This is a genomic window from Cobetia sp. 5-25-4-2, assembly GCF_013374075.1.
Classification (GTDB): domain Bacteria; phylum Pseudomonadota; class Gammaproteobacteria; order Pseudomonadales; family Halomonadaceae; genus Cobetia; species Cobetia marina.
On record NZ_BLWK01000004.1, the window covers coordinates 190,993 to 206,375 of the forward strand.

Annotated in this window: 13 protein-coding genes; 9 read left to right on the forward strand and 4 right to left on the reverse strand. The window is 61.5% G+C overall.

Annotated elements, in window-relative coordinates:
- The first annotated feature begins 25 nt into the window (after positions 1-25).
- From rpmH to HXS65_RS10555, 6 genes are all read left to right on the forward strand, one after another.
- On the forward strand, positions 26-160 hold the full coding sequence (gene rpmH, locus HXS65_RS10530) for a 50S ribosomal protein L34 (RefSeq protein ID WP_043331656.1): 135 nt from the start codon (positions 26-28) through the stop codon (positions 158-160).
- Positions 161-171: 11 nt separating this feature from the next.
- Positions 172-561 carry a ribonuclease P protein component gene (rnpA, locus tag HXS65_RS10535; protein ID WP_077379742.1) on the forward strand — a complete coding sequence of 130 codons (390 nt, stop codon included), beginning with the start codon at positions 172-174 and terminating at the stop codon, positions 559-561.
- A gap of 118 nt (positions 562-679) precedes the next feature.
- Complete coding sequence (gene yidC / locus HXS65_RS10540) at positions 680-2,344, forward strand: membrane protein insertase YidC (protein WP_077379744.1); 1,665 nt, start codon at positions 680-682, stop codon at positions 2,342-2,344.
- Between the two features lie 215 nt (positions 2,345-2,559).
- Positions 2,560-3,978, forward strand: coding sequence for a tRNA uridine-5-carboxymethylaminomethyl(34) synthesis GTPase MnmE (mnmE, locus tag HXS65_RS10545; protein ID WP_084209553.1), 1,419 nt, complete (start codon positions 2,560-2,562; stop codon positions 3,976-3,978).
- 136 nt (positions 3,979-4,114) lie between these two features.
- Complete coding sequence (locus HXS65_RS10550) at positions 4,115-6,013, forward strand: ABC transporter ATP-binding protein (RefSeq protein ID WP_176493828.1); 1,899 nt, start codon at positions 4,115-4,117, stop codon at positions 6,011-6,013.
- Positions 6,010-7,854 (forward strand): ABC transporter ATP-binding protein, encoded by a 1,845-nt coding sequence (locus tag HXS65_RS10555; RefSeq protein WP_255304483.1) that lies wholly within the window; start codon positions 6,010-6,012, stop codon positions 7,852-7,854. The genes HXS65_RS10550 and HXS65_RS10555 overlap by 4 nt, the downstream gene beginning before the upstream one ends.
- 136 nt (positions 7,855-7,990) lie before the next feature.
- Here the strand turns inward: HXS65_RS10555 and HXS65_RS10560 are convergent, their stop codons facing one another.
- From HXS65_RS10560 to rdgB, 4 genes are all read right to left on the reverse strand, one after another.
- On the reverse strand, positions 7,991-9,625 hold the full coding sequence (locus tag HXS65_RS10560) for a 23S rRNA (adenine(2030)-N(6))-methyltransferase RlmJ (RefSeq protein ID WP_084209556.1): 1,635 nt from the start codon (positions 9,623-9,625) through the stop codon (positions 7,991-7,993).
- A 240-nt stretch (positions 9,626-9,865) separates the two neighbouring features.
- Positions 9,866-10,528, reverse strand: coding sequence for an OmpA family protein (locus HXS65_RS10565; protein ID WP_077379755.1), 663 nt, complete (start codon positions 10,526-10,528; stop codon positions 9,866-9,868).
- An 84-nt stretch (positions 10,529-10,612) separates the two neighbouring features.
- A complete protein-coding gene (hemW, locus tag HXS65_RS10570) occupies positions 10,613-11,812 on the reverse strand; it encodes a radical SAM family heme chaperone HemW (protein WP_176493829.1) in 1,200 nt (399 codons plus the stop codon).
- Positions 11,812-12,432, reverse strand: a complete 621-nt coding sequence (gene rdgB, locus HXS65_RS10575; RefSeq protein ID WP_077380010.1) for an RdgB/HAM1 family non-canonical purine NTP pyrophosphatase — start codon at positions 12,430-12,432, stop codon at positions 11,812-11,814. Before rdgB ends, hemW begins: the two co-directional genes overlap by 1 nt.
- 483 nt (positions 12,433-12,915) lie before the next feature.
- On the opposite strand from rdgB, the gene HXS65_RS10580 reads away from it, so the two are divergent.
- The 3 genes from HXS65_RS10580 to HXS65_RS10590 all read left to right on the forward strand — a co-directional run bounded on the left by HXS65_RS10580 (position 12,916) and on the right by HXS65_RS10590 (position 15,347).
- Positions 12,916-13,566, forward strand: a complete 651-nt coding sequence (locus HXS65_RS10580; RefSeq protein WP_077379759.1) for a LuxR C-terminal-related transcriptional regulator — start codon at positions 12,916-12,918, stop codon at positions 13,564-13,566.
- Between the two features lie 600 nt (positions 13,567-14,166).
- A complete protein-coding gene (locus HXS65_RS10585) occupies positions 14,167-14,832 on the forward strand; it encodes a LuxR C-terminal-related transcriptional regulator (protein ID WP_255304487.1) in 666 nt (221 codons plus the stop codon).
- Between the two features lie 11 nt (positions 14,833-14,843).
- Positions 14,844-15,347: a CsgE family curli-type amyloid fiber assembly protein gene (locus HXS65_RS10590; protein ID WP_077379763.1), complete on the forward strand. Its 504-nt coding sequence runs from the start codon at positions 14,844-14,846 to the stop codon at positions 15,345-15,347.
- Positions 15,348-15,383: the final 36 nt, after the last annotated feature.

Consider the following 15,383-nt stretch of genomic DNA (forward strand, 5'->3'; position numbering starts at 1 on the left):
AACAACCACGTGGGAAGAAGCAGCTATGAAACGCACATTTCAGCCGAGCGTCCTGAAGCGCAAGCGCACACACGGTTTCCGTGCTCGTATGGCGACCAAAGGTGGCCGTGAGGTCATCCAGCGTCGTCGTGCGAAAGGCCGTAAGCGTCTGAGCGCCTGATCGAGGCCCGGATGTCCCGTCAGGGATTTCCCCGGCAGCTTCGCTTGCTGACTGCCGGGGATTACCGGCACGTCTTCGATCACACCACCCTCAAGGTACACGGCAAGGGGCTTCTGGCTCTGGCGTGTCCGAACGACCTGGGACATGCCCGCCTGGGGTTGGTGTTCAGCAAGAAGAACGTGCGCCGTGCCGTAGATCGCAACCGCCTCAAACGTCTGACACGCGAATCCATTCGCCTCCGCCAGCATCGCCTTCCGGCCGTCGACATCGTCGTATTGGCCAAGCGAGGTGTGAATGAGCTGGACAACGAGACACTGCATCGCCAGCTTGACGGCATGTGGGCTCGTCTGGAGAAGGATGCCAGACGTCTGAAAGCGGCCAAGTCAACGCCACCTGCCTGACGCGACACCTCTCCGGTGCGTCCGGCATGTGGCGTTTTTTTCGTTATACGCCCCACCGTTCGTACCCGGACTCATCTGACTCCCGCCAGATTGATTCACCCTCCACCGGGTATACACAATGGATGTCAAACGATTACTCCTCGTGATTCCGCTTGCGGTTGTCGCCTATCTGCTGGTCGTCCAGTGGAACAAGGATTACGACCAGCCCGCTGCAGAGACACAGGCTCCCCAGGTGGCCTCTCAGGCTGCCAACGCCACTGCCCAGGGCCTTGAGGCTCCGAGCAGCAGCAATGCTTCCAGCGGCGATACCGGTCTTGCAACGCCGGACAGTGCGACCAGTACTCCGAGCAACAGCCTGATCGAAGTCAAGAGCGACGTGCTGGACCTGCGTATCGACCCGCAGGGTGGCGACGTCGTCTATGCCGCCCTGCTCGAGCACAAGCAGAACAACACCTCTGAAGCTCCCTTCGTCCTGCTGTCTGACAATCAGTCACGCAGCTACGTGGCCAAGTCCGGCCTGCAGCTGGATGGTCACAAGGGACGTATCGCCTTCTCCGCCGATAGCAACAGCTACCTCATGGGCGAGAATGACGATAGCCTGCAGGTGGACCTGAAGGCCGACGTCAACGGCGTCGCGATCATCAAGCGCTTCACCGTCAGCAAGGACAGCTACCAGCTCAAGGTTGACTATCTGCTGGACAACCAGTCCCAGCAGCCGGTCGGTGCACGCTTCATCGGTCAGCTGGCTCGCGACAACAGTGCCGACCCGTCCACCGGTGGCGGCATGGGCATGAAGTCCTATCTGGGTGCGGCCTTCTCGTCAGAAGAGAACCACTACCAGAAGGTGGATTTCGAAGATATCCAGGACGGCAGCTTCAAGAATGTCGACATCCAGGGTGGCTGGGTCTCCATGATCCAGCACTACTTCGTGTCTGCCTGGGTGCCGGCTGACAATCAGAAGAATCTGTACTACACCAGCGTCGACAAGCAGAACCGCAACGTGGCGGCCTTCGCCAGCCCGACCACTCAGGTCGCGGCCGGTCAGCAGGCTGAGCTCGGTGCCACCCTGTACGTCGGACCGAAGGATCAGGACCAGCTGGAAGCGACCGCGCCCTATCTGGAACTGGTGGTCGACTTCGGTTGGCTGTGGTTCCTGGCCAATCCGCTGTTCTGGCTGCTGGAGCACATCCACGCGCTGGTCGGCAACTGGGGTGCCTCCATCATCCTGCTGACCGTGCTGGTGAAGGTCGTGCTGTTCCCGCTCTCCGCGACCGCATACCGCTCGATGGCCAAGATGCGCAAGATGGGCCCCGAGATGCAGCGCATCAAGGAGAAGTACGGCAGCGACCGCCAGAAGGTCTCCCAGGAGATGATGAAGTTCTACCAGACGGAGAAGATCAATCCGCTGGGCGGCTGTCTGCCGATCGTGATCCAGATGCCGGTCTTCATCGCCCTTTACTGGATGCTGATGGAGTCCGTCGAACTGCGTCACGCGCCGTTCATGCTGTGGATTCAGGATCTTTCCGTGAAGGATCCGCTGTTCATCCTGCCCATCGTCATGGGTCTCACGATGTTCATCCAGCAGCTGCTGAACCCGACGCCTCCGGACCCCACCCAGGCGAAGATCATGAAGATGCTGCCCATCGTCTTCACCTTCTTCTTCCTGTGGTTCCCGGCAGGTCTGGTGCTGTACTGGATCGTCAACAACACGCTGTCGATCGCTCAGCAGTACGTCATCACCCGTCAGATCGAGAATGCCGAGCCGACCAAGAAAGGCGCATGATGCCTTTCAGGTTCGCCTGACATGACTCACCCACGACCCTCGCCTCTGGCGGGGGTCGTGGCGTTTCAGGCCTCTGTTTTCTCGAGCGATCGTGACCGCCCTGCTGCCAGCTGATGCTTCCGGACACACCCTCGCTTGCTGTCGCGGGGCGTCAGCCGCGACAATAGCGCCCATCCCCTACACCTTCATTCCGGCTTCGTGCCCGAGGTTTCTGCATGTCTACCGCCTACCAGCCTGACTCCATCGCGGCACTGGCCACTCCGCCCGGCCGTGGTGGCGTCGGCATCATCCGTGTCTCCGGGCCGGCCTGCCAGGCCATCGCCCAGGCCATGCTGGGCCAGTGCCCCCCGCCGCGTCATGCCCACTATGGCCCGTTCATGGGACTGGACACCCAGGGCAACCCCATCGCCCTCGACGAAGGCATCGCGCTCTACTTCAAGGGCCCGAATTCCTTCACCGGCGAGGATGTGCTGGAACTGCAGGGGCATGGTGGCCCGGTGATCATGGATCTGCTGCTGGAGCGCTGCGTGCAGCTGGGCGCACGCCTGGCACGCCCCGGTGAGTTCAGTGAGCGTGCCTTCCTGAACGACAAGCTGGATCTCGCCCAGGCCGAAGCCATCGCCGACCTGATCGATGCCAGCTCACGCGCAGCGGCCGAGAATGCGCTGCGTTCGCTCAAGGGCGAGTTCTCGACGCGTGTCAGTGCGCTGGTACAACGCCTGATCGAGCTGCGCATCTACGTCGAGGCCGCCATCGATTTCCCGGAAGAGGAAATCGACTTCCTGGCCGACGGGCATGTCGCGGCGCGCCTCAATGAGGTCAAGGCCGAGCTGATGGGCGTGCGCGCCGCCGCCAACCAGGGTGCCCTGATGCGCGAGGGCATGACGGTGGTGATCGCCGGCCGCCCCAATGCCGGCAAGTCGAGCCTGCTCAATGCGCTGACCGAGCAGGACACCGCCATCGTCACCGACATCGAAGGCACCACGCGCGACGTGCTACGTGAGCACATCCACCTCGATGGCATGCCACTGCATGTCATCGATACCGCCGGCCTGCGAGACACCCCGGACGCCGTCGAGCGCATCGGCGTGCAGCGCGCCTGGGACGAGATCGAGAAGGCGGATCGCGTCCTGTTGCTGGTCGATGCCGCGACCACGCCAGCCACCGACCCGATGGAGATCTGGCCGGAATTCGTCGCACGCCTGCCGGATCCGTCACGCCTGACGCTGGTCCGCAACAAGATCGACACCAGCGGCGAGACGCCTGGGTTGACCAACGTCACTGCCATCGAGGATGGCGATGCCGAGCAGGCACGTCATCAGGCCAGCGTGGTGCGCATCTCGGCGCGCGACAATCAGGGCCTGGATGCCTTGCGTGATCACCTCAAGGACATCATGGGCTTCACCGGCACGGCCGAAGGTCGCTTCAGCGCCCGCCGCCGTCACCTGGATGCGCTGGAGCGTGCCGGCGAGTCTCTCGACAACGGTGAGGCCCAGCTGCTTGGCGCCGCGGCGGGGGAGCTGCTGGCCGAAGACCTGCGTGCTGCCCAGATGGCGCTGTCCGAGATCACCGGTGAATTCTCGGCCGATGATCTGCTCGGGGAAATCTTCGGCAGCTTCTGCATCGGCAAGTGATCCCGCCGGACTGACCTTCTCCTCCCGAAAGCCTCCCGCCGCCAGCGCTTGCGTCTGGCGGACAGACTCTCGTTATACTGCCTCTGCCGAACATCTCCGAGTGGCGAAGATGGGCAGGGGCAGACAGGGAGTCGACATGGCGGGACGCGCAACATCGAAAAGGCCGCAGGATTCCCATCGCGAGTCCCGTGACTCCAGCACCTCACTCCCGCCGAACCCCGCCGCCGAGCTGAGCACAGGGCCTCTTCCCGAGGCCCCATTGCGACATCTGCTGCTCGATTTCTTCACCCGCCACTGGCCCCGCTACCTGCTGGCCATCGCGTTCCTGATCGGGGTCGCGGGGCTGAATCTGCTGCTGCCGTGGGCCATCGGCGCCACCATCGATGCCCTGCGTGATGGCAGTCTGGATCATGATGCCCTGCTGACCCGCCTGTGGTGGCTGGTGGCAGCGGGCCTCGCGCTCTACGCCCTGCGCTATGCCTGGCGCGTGGCGCTGTTCGGGACCGCCTATCGGCTGGGGACGGAGCAGCGTGATGCCTTTCACGCCAAGCTGACACGCCTGGACCCCGGCTTCTATCAGCGTCATCGCACCGGAGACCTGATGGCGCACGCCAGTCAGGACATCGATGCCGTGGAGATGGCCGCCGCAGAAGGTGTGCTGTCCAGCGTCGATGGCGCCATGACCTTCGTACTGGTGCTGGGCATCATGCTGTTCGCGATCGATGTGCCGCTGACATTGCTTGCCTTGCTGCCGTTCCCCTTCATGGCCTGGGCCTTTGCCCGAATCTCCCGACGTATCGGACTGCGTTTTCGCGAATCGCTGGAACGCTTCTCGGACCTCAACGACCAGACCCAGGAAGCCTTCGCCGGCATTCGCATGCTCAGGAGTCATGCGCTGCTCGATGACGAAGCCCGCGCCTTCTCGAAACGCGCCGCGGCCGCCGAACGCGTGGATTATCGCGTCCAGACACTCGAGGCCGCCTTCAGCCCCGTGGTGTTTCTCTCGCTCTCGATGGCCACCTTGTTGACGCTGGGCATCGGCAGCTGGCGCTATCTCCAGGAGGCCATCACGCTTGGACAACTGACCAGCTTCTCGCTCTATCTCGCCCAGTTGATCTGGCCGATGTTCGCGCTCGGCTGGTGCCTGAACATCCTGCAGCGTGGTGCGGCGGCCGCTCGTCGCCTGGCCATCTTCCATGCGGCCCCGGAAGCGCTACAGGATACCGGCACACGGGATGAGGTGAGCAACCACTCACTCCGCCTTGAGATCAAGGAATTCCACTACCCCGGAAGCCAGCAGCGTGCTCTTGGACCGATCTCGCTTGAGGTGGCGGCAGGGGAAAGCCTGGGAATCGTCGGTGCGACCGGCAGCGGCAAGTCCACGCTGCTGCGCCTGCTGTCTCGCAGCTGGCCGCTGTCAGACGACCAGGGAACGCTGACACTGGGAGGTCACCCCGCAAGTGAGTACACACTTCACGCATGGCGTGGCCAGTTCTCGCTCGTCCCGCAGGATCCCTTCCTGTTTGCGCTCTCGGTGGCCGACAATGTCGCCCTCGCGTGTCCCGAGGCCAGCCATGCGCGGATACACCAGGCGTTGAGCGCCGCCGCCTTCGACAATGATCTCGCGCGTCTTCCCGCCGGGCTCGATACCATGATCGGCGAGCGTGGCATCACGCTCTCCGGCGGCCAGCGTCAACGCTTGGCACTGGCGCGCAGTCTGCTCACCGAGGCTCCCATCCTACTGCTGGATGACACCCTGTCCGCCGTGGATCAGGTCACCGAGCGCACCCTGCTGACCACACTGGCACGTCTGCAACACTCTGAGCGCCAGGGACGACGGCGCACGCTGATCATCAATAGTCATCGTCTGTCAGCCGTCCAGCGCTGTCAGCGCATTCTGGTCCTCGAGGACGGGCGCATTCTCGAACAGGGCAATCACCAGACGCTGCTCGAGGCACGTGGCGCCTACTGGCGACTCTGGCAGGCCCAGCAGGCAGACCGGGACAGCGATGCACCGCAGGGAGTGCGCTCATGAGTCACACGCAATCCGAGGCTCCCGTGACATCACGCTTGCTCAGCCGTCGTCGCCTGATACTGCTGTGGCAACCACTGAGGCAGCGCCTGGGGGATGTCCTGCGCGCGCTGTCGATCCTGATCGTTGCCACGGCGCTGGACGTCCTCGGCCCGTGGCTGACACAGCGTTACCTGGATGAGCACCTGATTCCCGGCAATCTGGCCCCCGAGGCGCTGGCAGGGCTGATGGGTCTGTACCTGATCACCCAGGGTGGGGCAGCCGCCGGGCGCTATCTACAGCAACTGCGCTTCGCACGCCTGGCCCTCGCCAGTGTGCGCGATCTGCGTGAGCGAGTCTTCACTCACCTGCTCCATCAGCCACTGACGACATTGGATACTCTGGCGGCCGGTGAACTGGTGGCACGCGTGACCAACGATACCGAGTCCCTGAAGGAGCTGTATGTCGGAGTGCTGGCCACGCTGGTCGGCAACGTGGTGCTGCTGATTGGCATACTGTCGGCCATGGCGTTGATGGATGGCACCCTCGCGCTCATCGCGATGGTACTGATTCCGCTTTCCATCGGCTTGATCTGGCTCTATCAGCGTTTCTCCGGTCGTGCTGCCAGTGAAGTACGCCGACTGCGCGCCTTTCAGAATGCACGTATCGCCGAGGCGATCGGCGGGATGAGTGTCCTGCAGGCCAGCCACCAGACGACGCGCTTCGGCGAGCGCTATCATCGCCTCAATCTCGCGCAATATTCAGCGCGCATGCGCACGGTACGCGTCTCGGGCCTGTTGCTGCGTTCCGCCATCGACCTGATGGCCATGCTGATCACGCTGACACTGGTCGCGGTCTTCGGGCTGCGTGAACTGGGCGGAGGCGCTGAGCTGGGCGTGCTGTATGCCTTCATCGCCTGGCTGGGGCGCATCAGCGAACCGCTGATCGAGATTACCCAACGCCTGCAGGTCTTCCAGTCAGCGCTGGTAGCCGCCGGACGTCTGGAAGAAGTGCTGGAGACTCCACGGGAAGGGGAAGCGGCGGGGACGATGACGGAGTCCGGGGCAAAGGCTGCCCCCTCCTCCACGCCGGCGTCAGCACGAGCGAGCGAGACAGATGCCATCACGACGTTGGCGAGTGGTCACTATCAGCTCGAGCATCTGACCCACTGGCACCAGGGAGCAGAAACCCCTGCGCTGGATGGCATCACGCTCACGATCGAAAGTGGTGAATTTCTGGGGGTCGTCGGTCCGACCGGCAGTGGCAAGTCCACCCTGCTCGACCTGCTCAGTGGTCAGCGCCCGGCTCACCGCGAGCAACTCCGGCTGGATGGACGGCCACTGGGAGAGTGGTCAGCACACCAACGCGCAGCGGCCATCGCCATCGTTCCCCAGGAGCCCTTCATCCGTGCCACGACATTGCGCGACAACCTGCTGCTGGGACGCGAGATCAGCGATTCACGGCTGGACATGGTGCTGGACAAGGCACACCTGACGCCGCTGATCCGCGGACTGCCGGAGGGCCTCGATACGCTGCTGGGCGAGCGAGGCCTGAGCCTTTCCACCGGGGAGCGGCAGTTGCTGGCGCTCGGCCGTGCTCTGGTGGCCACCCCACGCGTCCTGCTGCTGGATGAGGCCACCGCCAGCATCGACAGCCATACCGAGGCGCTGCTGCAGCAGGCGCTGCAGGAGTTGCGCGGCGAGGTGACCCTGATCGTGGTGGCACATCGTCTGGCCACGGTGCGGGACGCAGATCGATTGCTGGTGCTGGAACAGGGGCGCATCACGCAGTTGGGGTCACACGAAGAATTGATGACGACGCCCGGCCTCTACCAGCGCCTGTGGCAGGAAGATATTCCCCACTGACGCGAGGCGTCGCCTTGATCATTCATGTGAACATGAACTGGATCACGCAAGACGCCCCCACAGGCTTCGCCTGTGGGGGCGTCTGTTCTGCGAAGCCTGAGTGACGGGCTTCCGCCTTCAGCTCTCACGCCGACCTTCAGGGCTTGCGCGGACCGCGCGGCTTGCTGCCCTGCCCCTTGTCGGGGCTTCCCTTGGTCGCCTTGCCCTTCATGGCATTGTGTTCCTGCTTCTCACGCAGGGCACGCGCCTCACGGGCATCCAGCGGCTTGCCGACGTCGCTGGTGTCTTCAGGACGCTGCCTGGCGGCATACTTCCTGGGCAACTTGGTGGTGCTGGAAGAATTGACCTGACCATCGCGGCCAATCGCCGGCGTACTGCGCTTGCTGACGCGAGTGGAGCCTTCACGGCGCCCCTTGCCCGGCATGCTGGAAGACCAGTCGCTCCAGCTGGCAGAATCCTTGCCTGCAGCCTTGCCCGCCATCTCGCCCTTGCCACGCGGTTGTGCCGGCTCGGGGCGTGACGTCGACTTGCGCTCGGCGGGCTTTTCGCTGACCCGCTTCTCACTGGGGGCGGAATGCCCATGCACCTGGTCCTTGATCTGCGCCTTGATGCTGGTCTTCGGCTTGGCCGTCGCGGAATGACGCTTGCCCTTGGCCTTGGGCGTCGCGCTGTCATTGCGGACGCGCGGCTTGGCCCAGCCTTCTCCGCGCTTGAGCTTCTCACGCTTGGGCTTGGCCTGAGTCACTTCCACGTCGGCGTCGCGCTTGACCTTCTGGTTGAGCTTGCGCAGCGCCAGCAACCGCTCGCGCGGCATCGGCTTGGGTTCGCTGCGCGCTCGTGCGACCTCTTCCGACAACCACCACAGGCCCTTGTGCTCGACGGCAACGGACTGCGGAGCCGGCAGTGCGCCCTTGAGCACCTCGACCACCTCCTGCATGGCATCAGAGAACTGACGATCGAACTGCCACGGAGGATTGATCACCAGCATGCCAGAGCCATACATGCCGTGATCGCCCTCGGGCGAGTCAATCACCAGCTCGCTGCGCCACATCGGCGCGGGCGACTGCTTCTTGAGGCGCTCGAGCAGGTCATGCTGACGACCGGCCGGCAGCAGCGGATACCAGATCATGATGGTGGCATGACGAGACTTGCGCAGCGTCTCGACCACGACATCCGCCACATCACGGTAATCGTTCTTGAGCTCGTAACTGGGGTCGATCAGCACCGCGACACGCGGCGTGGTGACCGGCACTGCTGCCAACAGGCCAGACAGCCCGTCCTGCTGGCGGCGCATCACCTTGCCAAGACTGTCACGCTGCACCGGCGCCTGGTCGAAGTGGTAGATCTCACCCGGATGCAGTTCATACGCCAGCAGCCTGTCCCCCTGACGCAACGCCTGGCTCAACCACCAGGGCGAGCCGGGATAGACGCTCAACGTGGACGGCGCTCCCTTGCCACTCTCGGGCTGCATGTCGGCCAGCCTGGCCAACCAGCGTGCCAGTGGCTTGTCCGTTGCACCTGGGGCAGGTTCGCCCGCGTCCGTCAGCCAGCGATCGCGCACCTGCCACACTGGCAACACGCCCTGCTCATACTCGCGCAATTGCTCTGTTTCACGTGCCGCCAGGGGATACCAGCCGCGTCCGGCATGGGTATCGATGAACGTAACAGGCGACTCTTTACGTAATAGATGCTCGGCGAGCGTATTGGCCAGCAGGTGTTTGTGGAGATCGGCGAAGTTGCCGGCGTGATAGGCGTGCTGATAGGCGAGCAAATGCGCCTCCTTGATACGGCGATGTCAGCGGCATGATGCCGGCTGGACAGAAATCTGGGGGCGGTGGCTTCAGCCAAAGTGACCGATGGATGAAGACCGCTGAAGGGGCTGAAGGATAGCAGAGATGGTCACTTGTCACCCCAAAAGCCGTCCTTCACAGACGACAAGGCCCACGCCGAAGCGCAGGCCTTGTCTGAAACATCGATGCGGCCCGCTGCCGTCAGGACAGCTGGCTGAGACTCAGCTTTCCAGCGGAGTCAGAGTGATCTCGACGCGACGGTTCTGTGCACGACCGGACTGGGTATCATTCGATGCCACCGGGCTGGCTTCGCCATAACCACGCATGTTCAGACGATTGAAGGCGATGCCACCACTGGCCAGATAGTTGCCGACCGCCTGGGCACGCAGCTCGGACAGATTCTGATTGTAGTTGCTGGCACCGGTGGAATCGGTATAGCCCGCGATGTTGACGCGAGTCTCGTCATATTCCTTGAGGACCGTGATCACACCATCCATGACCGGCTGAATCTGGCCGGACAGAGTGCTGGAATCGGAACCGAAGGTGACGTTGGACGGCATGTTGAGGATGATCTGATCGCCGACACGGGTCACGCTAACGCCGGTGCCCTGCAGCTGATCACGCAGCTTGGCTTCCTGGACATCCATGTAATACCCGATGCCACCACCGGCTGCCGCACCGGCTGCCGCGCCGATCAGCGCCTTGTCGAGACGATGGTTGCCACTCTTGGTCGCCCCGGCGATGGCACCAACGACAGCCCCGATACCGGCACCCTTGGCCGTACTGGAGGTCTGCTGCTCATTGGTATACGGGTTGGTCGTGGTGCAACCCGCCATCGCGACGGCAGCTGCCAGCGGCAGGGCCAGGAGTACGGACTTCTTCATGGTAACGCTCCCTATCTTCACTCTCATGGATGGCAAGACGACATCGGCGTAGTGCCACATTCTGGTGTGATCATGCCTGATCGTTCAGGTGTCGAACATGGCCAGCAGGTCATTGAGGAACAATAAGCCCTGCGGCGAGGCACGCAACAGCGCGTCATCCTCAACGATAAGCCCGCGCGCGCGCGCCAGACTCAGCCCCGGCTCCAAGGCCTCGCGCTCAAGCCCGGTCGTGCGGCGCATCTCCTCGAAGCTGACGCCATCCGTCAGACGCAGCGCATTCATCATGAACTCGAGTGCCAGCTCTTCCGGGGCGATCTCCTGCTGACCGGCAATGAAGCCACGCGGGTCCTGCATGCGACGCAGATAGGCCTGGGGCTGCCGGCTCTTCCAGCGTCGCTGGAGCTGCAGCTCGCCAGTGAAGTTCCCGCTGCTGTCCGTCTTCGCCAGCGTCAGCTTGCCGTGCGCGCCCGCACCGATGCCGAGATAATCTCCGAATTTCCAGTAGTTCAGGTTGTGGCGTGCCCCTCGCCCCTCAAGGGCGTAGGCGGAAATTTCATAGCGACGGAATCCGCCGCTTTCCAGCATCTCGTGACCATGATCCTGAATGTCCCACAGCAGATCATCTTCCGGCAGCACCGGGGGGCGCGAGTAGAACTCGGTATTGGGCTCCAGCGTCAGTTGATACCACGAGAGATGAGTGGGCTTGAGCGCCAGTGCGCGCTGGATGTCATCCAGCGCCGTTTCCAATGTCTGTCCCGGCAGGCCATGCATCAGGTCGATGTTGAAGTTGTCGAAACCGGCGGCACGTGCGCTGGCAACCGCCCGTTCGGCCTCCTGTGCGGAGTGGATACGCCCCAGTACGCTGAGCTGTTCCGGCTGGAAGGTCTGTACCCCGATGGACAGCCGATTGATGCCGGCAGCGCGATAGGCAGCGAAGCGGCCTTGTTCCAGCGTGCCGGGATTGGCCTCCAGCGTGATCTCGCATCCCTCGGACAGTGCCACGCGCTCGCGAATGCCATCGAACAGCCGCTGATAGGCCTGCCCGCTCAGCAGGCTCGGGGTCCCGCCACCGATGAAGATGCTTTGCAGTTCACGCTCAGGCTGCCCCTGGAGGCATTGGAGATCCTGGTCCAGATCCGCCAGCAGTGCCGTGATGTACTCCACTTCCGGTAGATGGGCATCGCGGCCCACACTGTGGGAGTTGAAATCACAGTAAGGACATTTGCGCACGCACCACGGCACATGAATATAGAGGGATAACGGCGACAACGACTCGACGGACATCAAGCGCTCTCACTTGCAGCGGTCAATGCTTGAAGCAGCTGCTGCATGGCACGGCCCCGGTGACTGAGTCGATTCTTGGTGGATGCCTCAAGCTGTGCCGCACTCATGCCCTGCTCTGGCAACCAGAAGAGGGGGTCATAGCCGAAACCGCCATCACCACTCGGAGCGGTCAGCACCCGGCCCTCCCAGCTGGCCTGCACGATGATGGGGACAGGGTCTGCCGCATGCCGAAGGTAGACCAGCACACACCAGTAGCGCGCCGTACGCGCCTCCTCCGGCACACCTTCCAGCGCTGACAGCAAGGCCGCATTGTTGTCCTGATCTCCCTGGCCTTGCTGACGACGCGAGGCGAAACGTGCCGAGTAGATACCGGGCTCGCCGTCCAGCGCATCGACCTCGATCCCCGAATCATCGGCCAGCGCCGGAAGTCCGGTGATGGCGGCGGCATGACGCGCCTTGATCAAGGCATTCTCGACGAAGGTCAACCCGGTCTCTTCGGCATCACTGACACCCAGCTGGCTCTGAGGAATCGGGGCAATACCCAGTGGAGCCAGCAAGCGAGCGAATTCCCGCAGCTTGCCAGCATTGCCGCTGGCCAGCACAAGTGATGAGGCAGACATGAACATCTCCGGGGGTGGTGTCAGAAGAAACGTGCGACCCTGCGAGAACATCATGAAAACAGGCAGAGGGTACAAGACACATTCTATCGTGTGAGTCCGATAGGTACACGCGGGGCAGCTTTCATTCTGACTGAGCAAACTGGTATTGAAGCCTCACGAAAATCACCCGGCTCACTTGAGCTCGTCTGCCCCCGGATGCTCGATGGCTTACCAATCTCCACTCATCCCAACACGGGATTTCACTATGCCTGTTACCCACCAAGACTGACACCTTCCCAGGGCTCCTCCCAACCCACTGATCCCAAAGGGATAATCCAAAGAATAACAAGGAGAGATTCTTATGCCATCTGGCACTATCCAAGGACGGCATCGCCTCATCACGCTTGTCTAGACTGAGAGTGATGACTCGCTGACCTGGCAAGCACTACATCCTTCGGTCTGTCACCGTTCCATCAGGTTCTGACACCACGGCAGGAGTGCCCCATGCAAACGACCAAAGTCCTGTTCGTGACCGCCTTGTCTCCACAGACTGAGCTGTTTGTCGATTATCTGCATGAACAGCTTCAATGCTCCGTGGAAGCCTGCGACAGGGAGGCCGACACGCCTGCCACGCCGAATCTGGTGCTGATCGACAGCGCACAATGCGACCTGGCGAAGATGACCCACTGGAGCTCGCTTTCCAGGTCAGCCGCATTCAATGTCGAGCATGAGGACGCTGCCATCGCCCTGCTTTTGCATGTTCCCTTGAACGGCATCTTCTACCGACATGATAATCTTTCTCAGATAAGTCAGGGTATAAAGGCGATGCTGGACGAGGAGATATGGTTATCGCGAAAATTGATGCAATCGCTGATTCGTCATTATCGTCAACAACAACAGATCGCCTTCCAACCTGTCATGGGATTGACGCAAAGGGAACTGGAAATATTATCCCTGATCGCCACTCGACAGAGTAATGTCGATATTGCTCAACGTTTGAACCTCAGTCAGCACACGGTAAAGTCTCATTTATATAATATCTTTCGTAAAATCAGGGTTCACAACCGGCATCAGGCCATCGAGTGGGCGCACGAGCATCTCAATCTCTACCTCCCGCAGCACGCCCCCCATCGATCACCGAACCCGGAAACCTGAAATTCGGGGCGATCTGATACGAGCGACTGGCGTAGGCCAGACCGACGCATCACACAGTGACTACCAGCACTCCTGCAGGGCTCTTGCAGGTAGTAAGCACTCCATTCGAGTGATCTAGTTCTGAAATCCTGGCAGAGTGCGTCGCTTTTCAGTCACGGCCGCACCCTTCAGTTACAAAAAAACAAGGCCTATTACACAACGATATGGAAGCGATGCACGAAGGCATTAGACTTGTGGTACCTTCGTACCAACAGAAGCCCTAACCCTAAAAGCGCAATGGTCTGGTTTTTATTGCACTCACCAGGATGAAGGTCAGGCGACAGATACCCCTATCATGGATTAGGTGCTGTTTTCGTTGTTATTTTCCAGAATCCGCCATATCAAATTTAGCAATAACAAATCTAATAGTTTAGCAAGTGCTGAATATAGGTTGCCTTATCGTGCCTATCAGGCAAATATAAAGGGGTGCCCGATGCGTAATGCCCGACGCAGAGGAGTGCCACTCGTCACAGCAACATCTCCAACCACTTTCGCAATGGCTCCGCCAAGAAAATCGGTAAGACAACTCAGAGGTCTCGCACCATGATTACAGGGAATGCAATGGTGCTGCTGGTGACTGACTGCAATCCGCAGTCAGCGCTGTTCATGGATTACATTCGCCAGCAGCTTGAGTGTCAGGTGGCTTCCGCAAGCCCCGACGAGGATTACACCCCAGGGCAGGCAGACAGGACGATCGTGCTTCTCGATACCGACCACGTCGACGAGACCACGATGCAACGCTGGGATGCTGATGCCAGTCAGGATGCCAGTGCCGAGCTGGCAGCGATCAACATCAGTGATGAGGAAGAGGCCGCAAGCCTGCTGGTCAGCACGCACCTGCAGGGTGTCTTCTATCGTCAGGACAGTCTGTCGCTGATCAGCAAGGGAATCGCGAAATTGCTGGAAGGCGACATGTGGATGTCCCGCCCGCTGATGACTCGCTTGCTGGACTTCTACCGTCGTCAGCAGCTGAACGCCTATCGCCCCGTCTGCGGTCTGACGCAGCGCGAGGTAGAGATCATCGGCCTGCTGGGCACGGGTGCCTCCAATACCGAGATAGCAGACCAGCTGTTCGTCAGCGAACATACGGTCAAGTCACACCTCTACAACATCTTCCGCAAGATCAAGGTGCACAATCGCATCCAGGCCATGAACTGGGCTCGCCAGAACCTTGCCATGCCGGTATCACGCACACCGCGTATCGCTCGTCGAGCACAGATGTCGTGAGCGCCGCAGGCATGGTTGTTCACCATGCCTTTGCATGGGGACTGGCACTTTCCCTGATGTCGCATGCCTCCGCGCAATCAGCGCCGGAGGCGGTGAAACCAGAAGTCTCGGTTGCCAGCGAAGGCAGCGGGGCCCGGGCGGATGGCCACGATGGGGTCGCCATCCAGCGGCCTCGCGCCAGACTCAGTGATGGCCTGAACGGGGTGATGATAGATCGCACCATGACGATGATCGGCAAGACCTTCTATCGTCAATTCAGCCAGCAACGCCTTGATAGTCCAGCCCTGAGAAACACCTCTCTGAGTATTCACGAGCGTCCTTCGGCACGCTGGGGCAGCCTCATCTGGATCACGGAGGGCAATACCGTTCTCTATGAGGCGACCCTGCCCCCGAGAGTGAATGACGTCGACCTCTACGCAAGCTCAGCCGTTACCACCGTCTCCAACCAGTTCCTGCGTCGCAAGGTGCTGGAAGCACTCCAGGACGATCCGGACATGGCGGGCGATGAATTCTGAAAAGCACAGGTTGCATCCATAATAAAAGGGCTTCGA